The sequence below is a fragment of the Lentzea sp. JNUCC 0626 genome (assembly GCF_043632865.1).
GTDB lineage: Bacteria > Actinomycetota > Actinomycetes > Mycobacteriales > Pseudonocardiaceae > Lentzea.
Window position 1 is genome coordinate 6,422,569 of sequence record NZ_CP171635.1, and the last position, 16,153, is coordinate 6,438,721.

General features: G+C 69.2%; 18 protein-coding genes. 4 read left to right on the forward strand and 14 right to left on the reverse strand.

All coding sequences use genetic code 11. From position 1 onward, the window contains the following. Positions 1-95: 95 nt before the first annotated feature. The 9 genes from JNUCC0626_RS29145 to JNUCC0626_RS29185 form a co-directional block, all read right to left on the reverse strand. A complete protein-coding gene (locus tag JNUCC0626_RS29145; RefSeq protein WP_394613937.1) occupies positions 96-1,340 on the reverse strand; it encodes a lytic transglycosylase domain-containing protein in 1,245 nt (414 codons plus the stop codon). Positions 1,341-1,546: 206 nt separating this feature from the next. Further along, positions 1,547-2,065, reverse strand: a complete 519-nt coding sequence (locus JNUCC0626_RS29150) for a DUF501 domain-containing protein (RefSeq protein ID WP_394613938.1) — start codon at positions 2,063-2,065, stop codon at positions 1,547-1,549. Beyond that, positions 2,026-2,520: an FtsB family cell division protein gene (locus JNUCC0626_RS29155; protein ID WP_394613939.1), complete on the reverse strand. Its 495-nt coding sequence runs from the start codon at positions 2,518-2,520 to the stop codon at positions 2,026-2,028. The genes JNUCC0626_RS29150 and JNUCC0626_RS29155 overlap by 40 nt, the downstream gene beginning before the upstream one ends. Positions 2,521-2,533: 13 nt before the next feature. After that, on the reverse strand, positions 2,534-3,820 hold the full coding sequence (gene eno / locus JNUCC0626_RS29160) for a phosphopyruvate hydratase (protein ID WP_394613940.1): 1,287 nt from the start codon (positions 3,818-3,820) through the stop codon (positions 2,534-2,536). Between the two features lie 312 nt (positions 3,821-4,132). Further along, positions 4,133-4,465 (reverse strand): hypothetical protein, encoded by a 333-nt coding sequence (locus JNUCC0626_RS29165; protein WP_394613941.1) that lies wholly within the window; start codon positions 4,463-4,465, stop codon positions 4,133-4,135. 24 nt (positions 4,466-4,489) lie between these two features. Further along, the gene (locus tag JNUCC0626_RS29170) at positions 4,490-5,134 is read right to left on the reverse strand and encodes a hypothetical protein (protein ID WP_394613942.1); all 645 of its coding nucleotides are present in this window, start codon (positions 5,132-5,134) and stop codon (positions 4,490-4,492) included. Positions 5,135-5,154: 20 nt separating this feature from the next. Beyond that, positions 5,155-5,808: a hypothetical protein gene (locus JNUCC0626_RS29175; protein WP_394613943.1), complete on the reverse strand. Its 654-nt coding sequence runs from the start codon at positions 5,806-5,808 to the stop codon at positions 5,155-5,157. Then, positions 5,805-6,476 (reverse strand): hypothetical protein, encoded by a 672-nt coding sequence (locus JNUCC0626_RS29180; protein WP_394613944.1) that lies wholly within the window; start codon positions 6,474-6,476, stop codon positions 5,805-5,807. Before JNUCC0626_RS29180 ends, JNUCC0626_RS29175 begins: the two co-directional genes overlap by 4 nt. Positions 6,477-6,538: 62 nt before the next feature. Beyond that, the gene (locus JNUCC0626_RS29185; protein WP_394613945.1) at positions 6,539-7,792 is read right to left on the reverse strand and encodes a cytochrome P450; all 1,254 of its coding nucleotides are present in this window, start codon (positions 7,790-7,792) and stop codon (positions 6,539-6,541) included. Here JNUCC0626_RS29185 and JNUCC0626_RS29190 point away from each other — a divergent pair. Then, positions 7,784-8,485, forward strand: a complete 702-nt coding sequence (locus JNUCC0626_RS29190) for an alpha/beta fold hydrolase (protein WP_394613946.1) — start codon at positions 7,784-7,786, stop codon at positions 8,483-8,485. The genes JNUCC0626_RS29185 and JNUCC0626_RS29190 overlap by 9 nt on opposite strands. Here JNUCC0626_RS29190 and JNUCC0626_RS29195 read toward each other — a convergent pair. From JNUCC0626_RS29195 to JNUCC0626_RS29205, 3 genes are all read right to left on the reverse strand, one after another. Then, entirely contained in the window at positions 8,470-9,210 is a 741-nt protein-coding gene (locus JNUCC0626_RS29195; RefSeq protein WP_394613947.1) for an SDR family NAD(P)-dependent oxidoreductase, read from the reverse strand. The two genes, JNUCC0626_RS29190 and JNUCC0626_RS29195, sit on opposite strands and share 16 nt — an antisense overlap. Positions 9,211-9,260: 50 nt before the next feature. Next, positions 9,261-10,778 (reverse strand): AfsR/SARP family transcriptional regulator, encoded by a 1,518-nt coding sequence (locus JNUCC0626_RS29200; protein WP_394613948.1) that lies wholly within the window; start codon positions 10,776-10,778, stop codon positions 9,261-9,263. A gap of 62 nt (positions 10,779-10,840) precedes the next feature. Then, positions 10,841-11,290: an Lrp/AsnC family transcriptional regulator gene (locus JNUCC0626_RS29205; protein ID WP_394613949.1), complete on the reverse strand. Its 450-nt coding sequence runs from the start codon at positions 11,288-11,290 to the stop codon at positions 10,841-10,843. Between the two features lie 50 nt (positions 11,291-11,340). Between JNUCC0626_RS29205 and JNUCC0626_RS29210 the strand changes: the two genes are divergently transcribed. Genes JNUCC0626_RS29210 through JNUCC0626_RS29220 form a run of 3 tightly spaced genes read left to right on the forward strand, consistent with a single transcriptional unit; the run spans position 11,341 to position 13,787 of the window. Beyond that, positions 11,341-12,483: a MalY/PatB family protein gene (locus tag JNUCC0626_RS29210; RefSeq protein WP_394613950.1), complete on the forward strand. Its 1,143-nt coding sequence runs from the start codon at positions 11,341-11,343 to the stop codon at positions 12,481-12,483. Between the two features lie 28 nt (positions 12,484-12,511). Then, positions 12,512-13,405 (forward strand): DMT family transporter, encoded by an 894-nt coding sequence (locus tag JNUCC0626_RS29215; RefSeq protein ID WP_394613951.1) that lies wholly within the window; start codon positions 12,512-12,514, stop codon positions 13,403-13,405. Between the two features lie 10 nt (positions 13,406-13,415). Next, positions 13,416-13,787: a tetratricopeptide repeat protein gene (locus JNUCC0626_RS29220; protein ID WP_191305703.1), complete on the forward strand. Its 372-nt coding sequence runs from the start codon at positions 13,416-13,418 to the stop codon at positions 13,785-13,787. Here the strand turns inward: JNUCC0626_RS29220 and efeB are convergent. Both efeB and efeO read right to left on the reverse strand, forming a co-directional pair. After that, positions 13,784-15,037 carry an iron uptake transporter deferrochelatase/peroxidase subunit gene (efeB, locus tag JNUCC0626_RS29225; protein ID WP_394613952.1) on the reverse strand — a complete coding sequence of 418 codons (1,254 nt, stop codon included), beginning with the start codon at positions 15,035-15,037 and terminating at the stop codon, positions 13,784-13,786. The two genes, JNUCC0626_RS29220 and efeB, sit on opposite strands and share 4 nt — an antisense overlap. Further along, positions 15,034-16,152: an iron uptake system protein EfeO gene (gene efeO, locus JNUCC0626_RS29230; RefSeq protein ID WP_394613953.1), complete on the reverse strand. Its 1,119-nt coding sequence runs from the start codon at positions 16,150-16,152 to the stop codon at positions 15,034-15,036. Before efeO ends, efeB begins: the two co-directional genes overlap by 4 nt. Between the last annotated feature and the right edge of the window lies 1 nt (position 16,153).

Sequence of the window (16,153 nt, forward strand, 5' to 3'; positions counted from 1 at the left end):
AAGCTAGGAGACGGACTCCCTTTCGCTCCAACGTTTCTGCCCGAATCGCCCCGAACGAAGTACGAGTTGGAGACGTTCCAACCCGACACCCCGCGCTAGCTCGGCGTGCTCGTTGCCAAACTCTGCGACGTCGTCTGCACCGAGCTGCTGCCACTGTTGGCGCTGCTGCTTCCGCTGTTGCTCGTGGACGAGCTGTCCGGCGTCGACTGCTGCGGCGGGACCGTCGTCGTCGTGGTGGTCGTCGTGGTCGTTGTGGTGGTGGACGACGTCGTGGTGGTGGTCGTCGTGGTCGTCGTCGTGGTGCACGTGGACGGCGGCGTCGTCGTGGTCGTGGTCGACGTGGTGGTGCTCGACGTCGTGGACGACGTGGTGCCCGTGGTGGTGGTCGGGCAGTTCGGCGGCGTCGTGGTCGTCGTGGTGGTGGTCGTGGTCGTCGTGGGGTTGCCGGTGTTGCCGTTGCCGTTGTCCGGCGGGTTGCCGGTGTTGCCGTTCCCGTTGCCCGGCTGCGGGTTCTGCTGGCCGTTGCCGGTGTCCGGCAGGAGCGGCAGGGTGTCGACGTTCTCGCTGTAGACCTTGGCCCAGTTGAGGACCTTCTTCACGTACTCGGGGTCGCGGTTGTAGTTGAAGACCGCGGCGGCCCGGTCGGACTGCTTGGACAGGTCCTTGCCGCCCGAGCACAGGTAGCGGCCGGCGCCGAGGGCGGCGTCGTAGATGTTGTTGGGGTTGACGACGCCGTCGTCGTTCAGGTCGCCGCCGTAGCTCGCCCACGTCGTCGGGATGAACTGCATCGGGCCGACCGCGCGGTCCCAGGCCGTGTCGCCGTCGAGGCGGCCGCCGTCGGTGTCGCGGATCGCGGCCATGCCGGGGGCGCCGTTGAGGACCGGGCCGAGGATCTTGGGGGTGGCATCGCCGACAGCGTTGACACGGCCGTTGTTCGCGTGGTTCGACTCGATCTTGCCGATGCCCGCGAGCAGCGCCCAGTCGAGGTTGCAGCCGGGGAGGAGTTCGCCGAGCTTGTCCTCGGCGCGCAGGTACGCCTCGACCATGACGCCGGGGATGTCGTGGACGCCCTGGACGTCGTCGCTGCCGGGGTCGAGGTCGAGGTCGTCCTCGTCGATGTCGCCGTCCTCGAGGTCGGCGAGCAGCGCCGCGCTCAGCTCCTCGGACAGCGGCAGGCGGCCGGACGCGCCCAGTTCCGCCGGGTCGCGGTGCAACGCTCCGTAGACGTCGGCGGGACCGAGGGTGACGTTGATGTCGTGGTGCTTGGCGAGGTTGACCCAGTCGACCAGCTTGGTTCCGACGATCATCGCGGGGGCGAGCATCGCAGCCAGCGCTGCCACGGCGAAGCCCTTTTGCCTAGGGCTCAACACCGATGGACCACGCAGTTTGGCCATTGCCACGAATACTCACCTCTCGTGCGTCATCGCGGCTCGCCGTCCTGCAGTTACGGCGAAAGCCCCCGTCGGTGACCAGTCCCACCCTGCCTCACTACGAAGCCTAGGTGTACCCAAGACGGAGTGAAGCGTGTGTTCGGTTCCGTTGACCGTTAACTGGCCGAACATTCACCGGCAGGCCACAGTCCCTGCTCCTTCAGGAGTGCCAGCGCCTCGTCCCCCATGGGGTTGACGCCGGGGCCCTTGGCGAGGGAGTGGGCGACGTGCACGTGCAGGCACTTGACGCGCACCGGCATGCCACCGGCGGTGACCTGCGTGCCGAGCGACTCGATGGCGTCGCGTTCGGCCAGGTACGCCTCGTGTGCGCGCTGGTAGGCGGCGGCGAGGTCGGCGTCGGTGGCCAGGCGCTCCTGCTGCTCCTTCATCAACCCGCCGCCTTCGAGCGTGCTGACCAGCGAGTTCAGCTTGGGGCAGGTGAGGTAGTAGAGGGTCGGGAACGGTGTCCCGTCGGGCAGTCGCGGCGCCGTCTGCACGACGTTGGGGTGCCCGCTGGGGCACCGAGAGGCGATCGCACGCGTCCCGCGGGGCGTGCGGCCGAGCTGCTGAGCGACCGTTTCCAGGTCAGCAGCACTTACTTGTGCGTCACCGATTCCCAAAGTTCCTCGTACCAAGATCCTTGTGCCGCCTGCTTGCCCGACGGCCTCTCCGTTTCCGTGTTGCGACTCTCGTCACCCGGCAGTTGCACGATGTAGGGCGTCTCGCCGGGCCGCACCCAGTGCAGCCGCTTGCGCGCCTCGATCTCGACGTACGCCGGGTCCTGCAGTTCCGCCTTGCGCTTCTCCAGTGCGGAGACGGTCTCCCGCAGCTTCTGCTGTTCGGCACCCACGTCGCGCAGCTCGTCACGTTGCGAGAGGTAGGTCCGGAGCGGGACCGCGATGCTCAACGCCAGTGCGCAGAGCACCATCGCGAACATCGCGGCCCGACGCGTACCGGTCATGCCGAACGCGCCACCCGTGCCGTCACTGCGCCTGGACGGCGCCTTCGGACGGGGTGGCTTGCGCGCGCGTGCGGGCCGCGCCTCCCGCTCTTCGCGGGGGCGACGGGGACGACGCGCGCGCTCGGCCATGTCCTACAGCCTCTCAGCTCTCCGGCGTGTAGCGCGGGAACGCGAGCTCGCCCGCGTACCGCGCCGCGTCGCCGAGGCTCTCCTCGATGCGCAGGAGCTGGTTGTACTTCGCGGTGCGCTCACCACGCGCCGGCGCGCCGGTCTTGATCTGACCGGCACCGGTCGCGACGGCCAGGTCGGCGATGGTGGTGTCCTCGGTCTCGCCGGAGCGGTGGGACATCATCGACTTGTAGCCGTAGCTCGTGGCCAGCGAGACCGCGTCGAGCGTCTCGGACAGCGTGCCGATCTGGTTGACCTTCACCAGCAGCGCGTTGGCGGCGCGGCGGGAGATGCCCTCCTCCAGGCGCTCCGGGTTCGTCACGAACAGGTCGTCGCCGACGATCTGGACCTTCTCGCCCAGCTCGGCGGTCATCTGGACCCAGCCGTCCCAGTCGTCCTCGGACAGCGGGTCCTCGATGGAGACCATCGGGTAGTCGCGGACGAGCTCGGAGTAGTAGCCGATCATCTGCTCGGCCGACCGCTTGTTGTTCTCGAACGAGTAGGCGCCGTCCGCGAAGAACTCGGTGGCGGCCACGTCGAGCGCGAGCGCGATGTCGCGGCCCGCCCGGTAACCGGCCTTCTCGATGGCCTCGAGGATGAGGTCGAGCGCGTCGCGGTTGCTGCCGAGGTTCGGCGCGAAGCCGCCCTCGTCACCCAGCCCCGTCGCGAGACCCTTGCTCTTCAGCACGGACTTCAGCGAGTGGTAGACCTCGGTGCCCCAGCGCAGGCCCTCGCGGAACGTCTCCGCGCCGATCGGCGCGATCATGAACTCCTGGATGTCCACGTCGGTGTCGGCGTGCGAGCCACCGTTGAGGATGTTCAGCATCGGCACGGGCAGCACGTGCGCGTTGGGCCCGCCGACGTACCGGAACAGCTCAAGACCGCTGCTCGTCGCCGCCGCCTTCGCGACCGCGAGGCTCACACCGAGAATCGCGTTGGCGCCGAGCCGCCCCTTGTCCGGGGTGCCGTCGAGGTCGACGAGCTTCTGGTCGACCACGCGCTGCTCGACGGCCTCGATGCCGACCAGCTCGGGCCCGATCTCGTCGAGCACCGCCGTGACCGCGCGCTCGACACCCTTGCCCAGGTACCGCTTGGCGTCGCCGTCCCGCAGCTCCACCGCCTCGTGCTCACCGGTAGAAGCACCCGACGGAACCGCGGCACGCTCCAGCGTGCCGTCGTCCAGAGCCACCTCGACCTCGACGGTGGGGTTGCCGCGAGAGTCCAGGATCTCGCGTGCTCCGACCTGCTCGATGACCGCCACTTGCGCTCCCTGTTTCTGCTGCGTCTCGTCGTCGCGACGAGCCTACTTGGGCCAGGTGACCGGCAGGGGCTCGACACCGTCGGATCACAGCGGACCGCCCAGGCCTGTCGTCTGAATCGTGCCAGAAGACCGGCTCGGGAGGAACCGCTTCGCTCGGCACGGGGGCTTCGCGGCCCTGTCACCTTCCGAACTGCGAGCATCCCGGAGATTTCGGGCGCCGCGGATTCCCACTCGTCGAGTTCCAGCAGCTCCAAGCCCTCGAAAGCGTTGTAGGACAGGCCGACGAGAGACCTCGGCGGACGGCGTCCTCGGTCACACCGTTCCCTCCGGGGAACTGGTCACCTGGACGGAGAACGTGCGCATGCTGTTGTCGCCCGGCTTCTCCACGCCGAAGCCGGCGGCCCGCAGAATCTCGAAGATCGCGTCGCCCATGATCTGCGTTATCTCTCCGGAGCGCCAGATGGCGGGGTCGTCGAAATTCCCCTGCTCCACGGCATTGACAGCCGCCTCGCGCAGGTGCGGCTGCGCCTTCCAGATCACATGGACTCCACCCTCGTCGTCCGCACCCAGGTCGATGTCGAGCTCGACTCCAGCGCCGATTTCCCTGTACTCGTCCCTGTGCACGGGCAAGCCCGCGAGGTTCAACTCCTCGTCATCGTGCTCGTCACCTCAGGCCAGTGCCTTCGCCGCCCGTTCGACGACGAGCCCGAGGCCCTCGGTCGCGTTCTCCTCACTGGAGGCGCTCGCGCTCACCGCCACGACCAGGTCGCGGCGCGAGAACACCGCCTCGCACTTCCAGGCCAGGTCAGCGACGTCGGGCATGCTGTGGCAGAACGCGTAGAAGTCCTCCGCGCCCGCCGGTTTCGGGATGTCCAGGTCAGCCTTGACCGTGCGTTCCGGCTTGTTGATCTGGGCCGTGTAGGTCTTGCACGACCGGGCGGTGTCGCGCACCGAGTCGACGACGTGCTGGGCGCTGACGCCCACCAGGCCGAAGACCTGCTGGTCGATGTTCGTCCACACCCTCCGACGGGAGGTGGAGACGCCGGCGTCGACCCTCGCGCCGAGGCACACCGAACTGATGCGGCCCGCGGTGTCGGCGAGTTCGGCGGTCAGTTCCGGCTTGTCCGCGACGAACCGGCTGCCCAGATCGGCGAACGCGTCCAGGGGCAGCAGCGCGACCTTGACCTTCACGTCCATCGCCTTCACCAGGTCCGGCGTGGACACCGTGGACGGCACAGGCGGTGGTGGCGGTGCGGCCGGTGCCGGCGCGCAGGCCGCGAGCGTGACGACGCACGCGGCGATGACGGCTCTCATCTTCAATTCCCCCAAGGAATTCACGGCATGCGGTCTGGCACCGAGGCGAGGCCGTGTTTGGTGACCTCGGCGTCGACGGTGGCGCGCAACGCGTCCACGTCGGTCATCCGGCTGCGGAGTTCGTCGAGCCAGTCCGCGGTGGTGTCCCAGCCGACCGGGGCGTCGGACTTCGTCCAGCCCTGCGAGATGTCGACGGCCAGCTCGAACGCCTCCGCCGCGAGGTCGGACAGGCCCGCCGCGGTCGGCAGGAGCACCAGGTCGCGGAGTTCGTGGTAGGCCCGGGGATCGCGGCCGCGCCACTTGGTGACGTACTTCCGGTAGACCTCGAGCAGTTCGACCAGTCCGGCCTCCGGGTCGAGCAGCGGAGCGGACTGTTCTCGCAACGCCGCTGCGGCTCGCGCCACCAACTCGGGTTTCGCGGCCGTCTCGACGGGCGTCTGCGGGCCTCGTCCGAGCCTGACCCGGTGGTTCAGCGACAGGTAGATCACCGGAGCGTCCGTGGTCAGCGCGTGCACGTGGGCCGACGGGTAGTAGTGGGGCCCGCTGTCGTCCAGGGTGATGCCCTGCACCAACGGGCCGAACCGGCGCAGCAGCACGCGTGGTCCCACGACGGTCAGTTCGGGGAAGAGGGCCGCCCACTCGGCGGTGACGCGGCGGGCGTCGGGGCGCTTCATCCGACGGTTCCGACGGCCTTCGCGACGATCGGGAGGGCGTTGCCGAGGGTGCCCTTGGCCTTGTCGACGTTGGCCGTCGCCACCAGGACCACGGACGCGAACTCGCCGCGCGTCACCAGGCCGTAGCAGCGGCCGAAGGTGGGCGAGACCGTTTCGCACCAGGCGATCTGGCCGTCGGCCTCGGGCTGCTTGGGCGTCTCGAACTCGCCGTGCACCGTCACGGTCGGCGTGCCCTCGCTCCAGGTCTCGACGAAGCTGCCGCACGAGATCAGCTTGCGCACGCTGTCGATGATCTCGTTGGCCTTGATCTCGTCGTAGTGCACGACCTTGGTCTTGACCACCGAGCCGGCGACGAACCACGTCGAGCCGGTCTCGTTGCCGATCAGGCGGTTGGAGCCCAGCTCGCCCTCGCAGGTCACGGTCAGGAGCTTGGCCTTCACGTGCTCGGCCGGGCCCTTGTCGAGCTTGCCGCCCAACGCCTCGAACGTCGTCGCGGCGATCACCTGGCCGAGCTTCTGCTCGACCTCGGCGGCACTCAGCTTCGGCGCCGCGCTGGTCGTCGTGGTCGTGGTGGTGGTCGGTGCGGACGACGGCGCGGACGTGGCGTCGGTCGTGCCGCAGCCTGCGACGAGCGTGAGCAGGCATGCGGAAACAAGCGCATTGCGCATTACTTCAGTCCCCCAGGACGCTGTGGTTAGCGCGCTGATGCTAATCGACCGCTCGCCACCGTTCATTCCTTTTCGGACAGGCGTACGGGCAGGTGCTTCACGCCGTTCTGGAAGTTCGACCGCAGGCGGCTGATCTCGCCGTCCAACTCCAGCACACCGGGCAGATCGAGCACCGCCTCGAACACCGCCCGCATCTGGGTCCGGGCCAGCTGCGCGCCGAGGCAGAAGTGCGGACCGTGGCCGAAGCTCAGGTGATCGGCCTCGCGGCGCCCCACGTCGAACCGGTCCGGCGAACTGAACACCCGCTCGTCGCGGTTGGCCGAGGTGAACCACACGACCACCTTGTCCCCGGCCCGGATCTCCTGCCCTGACAGCGAAGTGTCCTGGACACAGGTGCGGCGGAAGTGCATCACGGGTGTCCACCAGCGCAGCATCTCCTCCACCGCAAGGGGAAGCAGCGTTCGGTCGGCGCGCAGCCGGGCGTATTCGGACGGGTGGGACAGCAGGGCGATGAGACCGCCGGGGATGCCGTTGCGGAGGGTTTCGTTGCCTGCCACGGAGAAGAGCCAGAAGAGGTTCTCGAACTCCTCCAGCGAGATGTCCTCCCGCATGAGGTTGCTCAGGACGTCGTCGGAGGGATGAGCGCGCTTGTACGCACCCAACGCGTGGGCGTAGGCGTAGAGGTCCGGCATGCCGTCGCGGGCACGGGGGTCGCGGCCGTCGGAAGGGCGCAGCTCCAAGGCTTTCAACGCCATGTCGGTCATGCCAGTAGTGGAGCTGGAGGACAGGGCGTACTCGGGGTCCTGGAAGCCGATCACGCGGTTGCTCCAGTCGTAGAGCAGCGCTCTGTCGCAACGCGGGACGCCGAAGATGTCGGCCAGGGTCAGCAACGGCAGGTCGGCGACGTCCGCGGCGAAGTCGCCGGACAGCGAAGAAACGATCTCAAGAGCGTTCGCGCGGATCCGGGACTCCAGCAGCGCCACGGCGCGCGGGGTGAAGGCTTGGGTGAGCATGCGGCGCAACCGCGAGTGCGACGGCGGGTCCTGGTTGAGCATCATGCGCTGGACGTAGGCCAGGTCGGCGGGCTGCGGGTCGCGGATCTGGGTGGCGCCGCGGTGCGAGGAGAAGACGGACGGGGTGCGCAGGACGGTCTTGACGTCCGCGTGGCGGAGGACGGCCCAGAAGTCGCCGACGCGGACCACGTCCTTCTCACGCAGCCGGGTTAGTGCGTCGTGCGGCACGCCCGAGGTATACGTGTCGGGTCGAGGATCAGCTCGGCATCGGTCCGCATAGAACGGGATTCTGACGTGCTTCATGTCGAACGTGGGGGAAACGGGCCGTTGCTGGTGCTGCTGCACGGGCTGGGCGCCACCGGCGAGGTCTGGCAGGACGTCGTGGCCGCGTGGCCCGGCCGCTGGATCGCGCCTGATCTGCCTGGTCACGGGCGCAGCGGCAGGCTGGAGCGGTACACGTTCGGGGCGTTGGCGGCGGCCGTCGCCGAAGAGATTCCGAACGAACCCGCGACCGTCGTCGGGCACTCGCTCGGCGGGGTGGTCGGGCTCGCGCTCGCCAGCGGCTGGTTCGGGGTCGAGGTGACCACGGCGGTCGGCGTCGGGATCAAGGTGCAGTGGAGCGACGAGGAGCTGGCCAAGGCCGCGGCACTCGCGGGCAAGCCGGCCAAGGTCTTCGAAACCAAAGACGAAGCCGTCGAACGGGCCTCCAAGATGGCCGGCGTGCCACTGCGCCACGGCGTGTCCGAAGTGGACGGTGGGTGGGCGCCGGCGTTGGACATGAGGGCGTTCGGCGTGGGCCGGCCGGACATGGCCGGGCTGATCATGGCCTCGCAGGCCCACGTCGTGCTGGCGGCGGGCGAGAACGATCCGATGAGCCCCCAGGAACAGCTGCGGGAGCTGGTGCCCGAACCGGTGGTGTTCCCCGGCGCGGGCCACAACGTGCACGTCGAGTCGCCCTCGTCCGTCACCGCCCTGCTCGCTCAGCTCGCCACGTAGCCGCCGTCCGCGGTGATCACCGAGCCGGTGATGAAGCTGGCCCGGTCGGTGGCCAGGAACAGCACTGCCTCCGCGATCTCCTCCGGCTGGCCGACGCGCTGCAACGGCAGGTCCTTCGCGATCGCGTCGAACACCTCGCCGGCCTCCGCCAACGCCTTGTCGGTGGCGACCGGACCGGGCGCCACGGAGTTCACGCGCACGCCGGCGGCACCGAACTCCGTGGCCCACGAGCGGGTCAGCGCGTCCATCGCGGCCTTGGAGGCGTTGTAGACGGACCCGACAGGGGTGCCGACGACGGCCGCGATGGACGAGACGTTGACGATCGAGCCCTTGCCGCGCGCGACCATCGCCGGGGCGAGCGCGGCGGTGAGGAAGTAGGTGCCGCGCACGTTCACGTCGAACACCTGCTGGTAGGTGTCGAGCGACTGCTCGGCGGTCGGCGAGAACGGGAAGATGCCCGCGTTGTTGACGAGGACGTCGACCTCGCCGACCTCCTCGGCGAGCTTGCGGACGTCGTCGACGCTGGCGACGTCCGAGACGACGAAGTGACCGGTGCCGCCCGCCTGCTCGATGAGCGCGACGGTCTCCTTGCCGAGTTCGGCGCGGCGGCCGCTGAGGTAGACGGTGGCGCCGGCCTCGGCGAGCTTGACCGCGATCGCGCGGCCGATGCCCGAGGTGGCTCCGGTGACGAGGGCCTTCTTGCCTGCGAGTTCCTTGGTGGACATGTCCTCGAACCTGGCCCGGCCAGATCGTCCGGCCATGAATTCCGGATGAATCAGCTGGTCAGAGCCGGTACCCGCCACCCGAAGTACATGCGCACGAAGAACGGCAGGCGGTACCGGCCGAGCACCAGCGGTTCGATCAGGTGGACGTCGGCGAGCGCCTCCAGCAGGAACTCGATCGCGCCCGGATCGCCGCCGGACATCTCCGCGGCCTCGCCCACGTCGATGACGTCCTCCTCGCGCCGCGCGAAGCACTGCAGCAGGTGGCGTTCCTCGTCGGTGAGCTGCCGATCCGCCTTGACCAGCGGCGCGAGCACGGCCTGGCAGTCCGACGAGATGGCCGCGCCGAGCCGCGTCTCGCGTTCCATCTGGGCGAGCAGCATCGCGACCGTCCAGTTGGGACGAGCGGCGAGCTTTCCGGCCAGCACGCGGATCGGGTTCGGCAGGTACGAGACGCGCTCCAGGACCACGGCCGTCACGTCGGCCTCGGCGTCGGCCCGCGCCGGGTCCAGCACGCGGCGGAACAGCTGGTTCGCCTCGGCGTCGGTCAGCCCGGCGATCTTGAGCCAGAAGACCCCTGCCAGCTCGTTCCACCGGCGCACGCTGGTGAGGATCCACGCCGAACCGGGCGTGCGCAGCTCCGCGATCCCCGCGGGATCACGGACGTCGTCGACCACCACCAGGAACCGCTTGCCGCGCGCCTTCTCCCGCCACAGCGCGGCTTTGTCGCCCTGCGGGTTCTCGACGCCGACCGCGCGCAGCAACTCGCCCGCGACGTCGTCACCGCGCACGAAGAGCTGCCCGTCGGGGTAGCCCTGCTGGGCGAGGTGGGCGACGTGGACCGCGAGCGTCGTCTTGCCGCTGCCGTGCATGCCGGTGATGCCGACCGTGCTGGGCAACGCCCGCAACGCCTGGGCGATCTCGGCGGCGCGGCCGGTGAAGTCGAGCAGGCCGGGCGGCAGCTGCTCGGGCCGGCGGGCCAGGACGACCTCACCCCGCAGGATCCGCGCGTGCACGGCACGCAGCTCAGGTCCGGGTTCGAGGCCGAGTTCCTCGTTCAGCAGGGTGCGCACCTGGTGGAACTGCTCCAGCGCGTCGGCCTGCCTGCCGTCGCGGTAGAGGGCCTGCATGAGCAGCGCGCGCGGCCGTTCCCGCAACGGGAACGTGGCGACGTGCTTCTGCAGGTCGAGGACGTCCATCTCGCGTTCGAGCAACGCCTCCCGGCACTGGAGTCGCTCGTTGGCGATCCTGACCCGCTGGGCCTCGAAGTACGTGCTGCCCAAGCCTTCGAACGGTTCGCCGCGGCAGTCGTCGAAGAGCTCGGCCCGCAGCGTGTAGCCGCCGTCCTTGGACTTCAGGTCCAGCTCGGGCAGCAGCTTGCGGATCTTGTACATGTACGTCCGCAGCGCCATGACCGCGCTCGGCCTCGGGTCGTCCCAGACCATGCCGATCAGCTGGTCGTTGCTCAGCCGCGTGCCGTTGTTCAGCAGCAACGCCGCCAGGACGGCCCGCTGTTGCCGCGGGCCCAGGTCGATCTCCTCGTCGTCCCGCCAGGCTCGTACCGGACCCATCAGTGAGAAGCGCAGGCTCATACAACCGGTCAACGCCCGTGCGCATTCCGTGCTTCCCCGTCTCAAGGACTGGTGGGCAACGGCCTCGGCTCGATCACCTGCTTCATCACGATCGTCGACGTCAGCCCGCGCACGCCCGGTAGCTTCGCCAGCGTCTCCTCGTACAACCGCTGGTACGACGTGAGATCCGCGGTGACGACGCGCAGCAGGTAGTCGGGGCTGCCGAACAATCGTTGCGCCTCCACGACGTTCGGCACGTCGACCAACGCGCGGTCGAACTCGTCCATCGTGTCGAGACGGAGCTTGGCGAACACCAGCGCCTCGAAGCCGAACCCGAGCGCGGCCGCGTCCACCACCGCGCGGTAGCCGTGGATCACGCCCTCGCGTTCCAACTCGCGCAGGCGGCGCTGGCAGCGGGAGACGCTGAGCTGCACGCGCTGGGCCAGGTCGGTGACGGTGATCCGCCCGTCGCGCTGGAGTTCAGCAAGAATCTTGCGGTCCACGGCGTCCATGAGCAAAGAACGCAAACACCTTGCCGTCGAGTTCCCCTAGTTTTGCCCTCATGAGCAACCCGCTGCGACAGCTGACCCTGGACGACCTGCGGAGCCGCACGAGCATGAAGTGGCGGTACTACGACGAGGACGTGCTGCCCGTGTGGGTGGCGGAGATGGACGTCCTGCTCGCCGAACCCGTCGAGAGCGCGATCATCGACGCCGTAAAGCGCGGGGACACCGGCTACCCCAACGGCACCGCCTACGCCGAGGCGCTCGCGGCGTTCGCCGAGAAACGCTGGGGTTGGACGCCCGAGATCGAGTGGATGAAGATCGTCCCGGACGTCATGATGGGCGTCGTCGAGATGCTCCGGCTCGTCTCCGACCGGGACGCGCCCGTCGTCGTCAACTCCCCCGTGTACGAGCCGTTCTACATGTTCATCCGCTCGACCGGGCGCACCGTCGTCGAGGCTCCGCTCGGCACGGACCACCGGATCGACCTCGGCACGCTGCGCACGGCGTTCGAGGAGGCCGGGCGGGGTGCCGTCCACCTGCTGTGCTCGCCGCACAACCCGACCGGCACCGTCCACACGGCCGCCGAACTGACCGCGGTCGCGGAACTCGCGCGCGAGCACGGGGTGCGGGTCGTCGCCGACGAGATCCACGCGCCGATCATGGCCGCGGGCGCGACGTTCGTGCCGTACCTGAGCGTCGCCGGGGACGGGCTGTCGCTCATGTCGTCGTCGAAGGCATGGAACCTCGCCGGGCTCAAGGCCGCGCTCGCGATCGCGGGACCCGAGTCCGCCGACGACCTCGCCCGGCTGCCCGTCGAGGTCGCGGACGGGCCGAGCCACGTCGGGATCATCGGCCACACGGCGGCGTTGCGGGAGGGCGGCGAGTGGCTGGACGCGCTGCTGGCCGGGCTCGACGAGAACCGCCGACTGCTCGTCGAACTGCTCTCCGAACACCTCCCGGCCGTCCGCTACACGCCGGCGCAGGGCACCTACCTGGCCTGGCTCGACTGCCGCGACCTGGGGCTCGGTGACAACCCCGGCAAGGTGTTCCTCAAGGAGGGCAAGGTCGCGCTGGTGCCGGGACACACGTTCGGCACGGGCGGCGCCGGATTCGTCCGGATGAACCTCGCGACCTCGCCGGAGATCATCACCGAGGCCGTGCTGCGGATGGCGAAAGCCTGGAACAAAGCCTCGCTCTAGGACCCGGGGCCTGGTACGGCTGGAGTCCGTGCGGATCAAACCCGGCTTCGCGGCGGTGACGGTGCTGGTCTGGGCGTCCGGTTACCCGGTCGGCGCCCTCGCCGTGGCCGTCGCGCCGCCGTTCCTGATGACCACGATCCGGTTCGTCATCGCCGCCGCGCTGATGGCGGTCATAGCCTTGATGACCAGCGCGAGCTGGCCGCGCGGACGGCAGCTCGTGCACACGTGCGTGGCCGGGCTGCTGGTGCAGGCGGTCCAGTTCTCCGGCGTGTACCTCGGGCTGCGGATGGGCGTTCCGGCGGCGACCACGGCGTTGGTCATCTCGTGCACGCCGGTGCTCACGGCGGCGGTGGCGGCCTGGGTGTTCCGCGTCCGAATTGGACTCAGGCAGGTCGCCGGGCTGGTGCTCGGGATCGCGGCGGTGCTGGCGGCACTCTGGGACCGGCTGGGGTCGTTCGGGACCGGCGCGATGTTCACGGTGCTCGGCATGCTCGGGTTCGTCGCAGGTGGCGTGTACCAGCAGAGGTTCTGCCGGGACACGGACTTCCGCAGCGGCAACGCCGTGCAGCACGCCGTGTCCGTGCCGGTCGTCGGGCTGCTGGCGCTGACCGAGTCGTCCCCGGTGACCGACTGGGAGCAGTTCTGGCTGACCGTCACGTTCCTGGTTCTGGTCAACTCGGTGGGCGGCGCGTCGCTGTTCCTCGTCGGCGTCCGCACCGGCGGCGCGGCGGCCATGACCACGCTGTCCTCTGTGGTCCCGTCGGTCACGGCGCTGATCGCGTGGCCGTTGCTCGGGCAGGTCCCGACGGCCGGGGTGCTCGCCGGCCTCGTGCTCGGTTTCGGAGCGTGTTGGCTCGGGGCGGTCGCCCGTTCAGGTCCTGTCGCCCGGACGGCAGTCGAAGAACCGGCAGGCGGTAGGTAACGTTGATCGAATGACGGACGGCACCTTCGAAGCGTTTCGGAAGGCCGAGGCGTTGATGGCGCAGCGCAGGCCTCTCGACGCGCTGCGCGAACTGAGGCAGGTGCTGGACGAGGCCGGCGAGGCGCCGTCCGTGCAACTGCTGGCCGGCCGGGCCTACCTCGGATCGGCGCAGCTCAACAGGGCTGAAGAGGCGTTCCGCAAGGTGCTCGACCTCGATCCGAGTGACCACTACGCGCGGTTCGCGCTCGGCAAGACGTTGCAACGGCAGGGGCGCCTGCCCGAGGCGCTCGCCCAGCTCCGGATGGCGGTCGCGATGCACCCGTCACCGGAGTACCAGGAAGCGCTCGGAGAGGTCAAAGCCCGGCTGGCCCTGGGGAACTAGCTCGCGCCGAAGAGCGTGTCTCCCCAGAACCCGCCCTCCTTGACCCCCGGCGGGACCGCGAAGTGCCCGGAGCCGGTGTGCTCCACGTACTCCATCATGTCGTCCTTTGTGGACAGCGCCTGCTGCATCGGGACGAACTGGGTGCGGCTGTCCCGGTTGAACGCCACGAAGAACAGCCCGGCGTCGAGGTGCCCGAGACCGTCCGAGCCGTCGGTGAAGTTGTAACCGCGGCGCAGGATCCTGGCACCGTTCAACGACTCCGGCGAGGCGAGCCGGATGTGCGCGATGTCGTTGATCAACGGCACTCCGCCCGCGCCCTTGACGTGCAGGTCGGGTTCGTCGAACTCCTTGGCCTGCCCGAGCGGCGCGCCTTCGCCCTTGGTGCGGCCGACGATCTGCTCCTGCTCGACCAGCGACGTGCGGTCCCAGATCTCGATGTGCATCCGGATCCGGCGCGACACCAGATACGTGCCGCCGACCAGCCACTCCGGCCCGTCCTCCTTCGCCACCCAGACGTGGTTGCGCAGGTGATCGGTGTCCTCGGCCTTGATGTTGCGGGTGCCGTCCTTGAACCCGAACATGTTGCGCGGCGTGGCCTGGTCGCGCGTGGTCGACGACGTGCGGCCGAAGCCGAGCTGCGACCAGCGCACCGCGACCTTGCCGAACCCGATCCGCACCAGGTTCCGGATCGCGTGCACCGCCACCTGCGGATCGTTCGCACAGGCCTGGATACACAGGTCACCGTTGCTGCGGGCCGGGTCGAGGTCGTCCTTGGGGAACCGCGGCAGGTCGATCAACCGCTCCGGCCGCTGGTCCTTGAGCCCGAACCGGTCGTCGAACAACGACGGCCCGAAGCCGATGGTGATCGTCAACGCGGACGCCGGCAGGTCCAGCGCCTCACCGGTGTCCTTGGGCGGCGCCTCGACGTTACCGCCGACCGCACCGTTCTCCGCGGCCTCCTGCCCCGCCGTCATCCGCTCCGCGGCAACAGTCCACTCCTTGAGCAACGCCACCAGCTCAGCACGGCTCTTCGTCTTCACGTCGAGCGCCACGAAGTGCATGTGGTCCTGCGCGGGCGTGGTGATGCCGGCCTGGATCTCACCGCGGAACGGCACCTTGGCCGCCGCGACGTTCTCCACCGCCGTCGACTCGCGCGACGCGAACACACCGGCGGCGGCGCCCGCGCCCGCGAGCGCCACCCCGGCGCCCGCGAACCCGAGCAGCCGACGCCGGGGAACCCCTTCGGTCACTTGGCGGACACCACTTCCGCGACCTTGCTGACCGGCTCGCCCAGTGCGTCGACGGCCTCGGCCAGCGCCTTGATCTCGTCCTGCGTCAGCTCGGTGTAGAGCTTGAACCCGTCACCCTTGCGGTGCTTCTCCAACGCCTCGTCCAGCGCCTTGAACTTGTCGTCCAAAGTGGACACGAGCGCCTTGTCCTTCTGCTCCACGGCCGGGCGCAGCGCGGCGATCGCGGCCTGCGAACCGTCGACGTTGGCGCGGAAGTCCCACAGGTCGGTGTGCGAGTAGCGGTCCTCCTCGCCGGTGATCTTGCCGGTGGCGACCTCGTCGAGCAGCTCCTTGGCACCGTTCGCGAGCTGCACGGGCGTGAGCTCGACGGACTTCGCCTTGGAGACGATCTCCTTGACGTTCGTCAGCAGGTCGTCCGCGATCTTGTCGGAGTCGGCCTGGAGCCCGGACTCCCACAGGTCCTTCTCGAGCCGGTGGTAGCCGGTGAACGCCATGCCCTCCTCGATGACGTCCTCGCGGCCGTCGATCTTGGGGTCGAGGTCGCCGAAGCTCTCCGCGACGGGCTCGATGCGTTCCCAGTAGAGGCGCGAGACGGGGAAGAGCGCCTTGGCGTCGTCGACCTTCTTGGCCTTGACGGCGTTGACGAACTCCTCGGTCTTCACCAGCAGCTGGTCGGCCTGCGAACTCACGTAGCGCTGGTAGCTCTTGGTCGCCTCGGCCAGCAACGCGTTGCCGTCGGTCGACTTCTTGGCGTCACCGGTGACCGTGAAGTCGCCGCGGATGCCGTCGCCCTTCATGCCGGGCTTGCACGCGGTCTGGAGCTTGCCGGACTCGGTGACCTCGACGATCAGCTTCCGGCTGAGCCCGGGCCCGATGTTCTCGACCTCGCCGAGGATCCGGTCGCCCTCGGCGTAGAGGTAGAACTCGGTCACCTTGGTGCCCTTGTTGGTCACCTCGAACGTGACGTTGCCGGTGGCGGCCTCGGTCTTGGCCACCTTGCACGCGTCGTCACTCGCCTCGACCGCGATGCTGCCGCTCGCGCTGTCGGTCGTGCCGCCGTTGCTGCACGCCGCCAGCACCGCGAGAGAGCCCAGGATGACTGCTGCCTTGCGCACG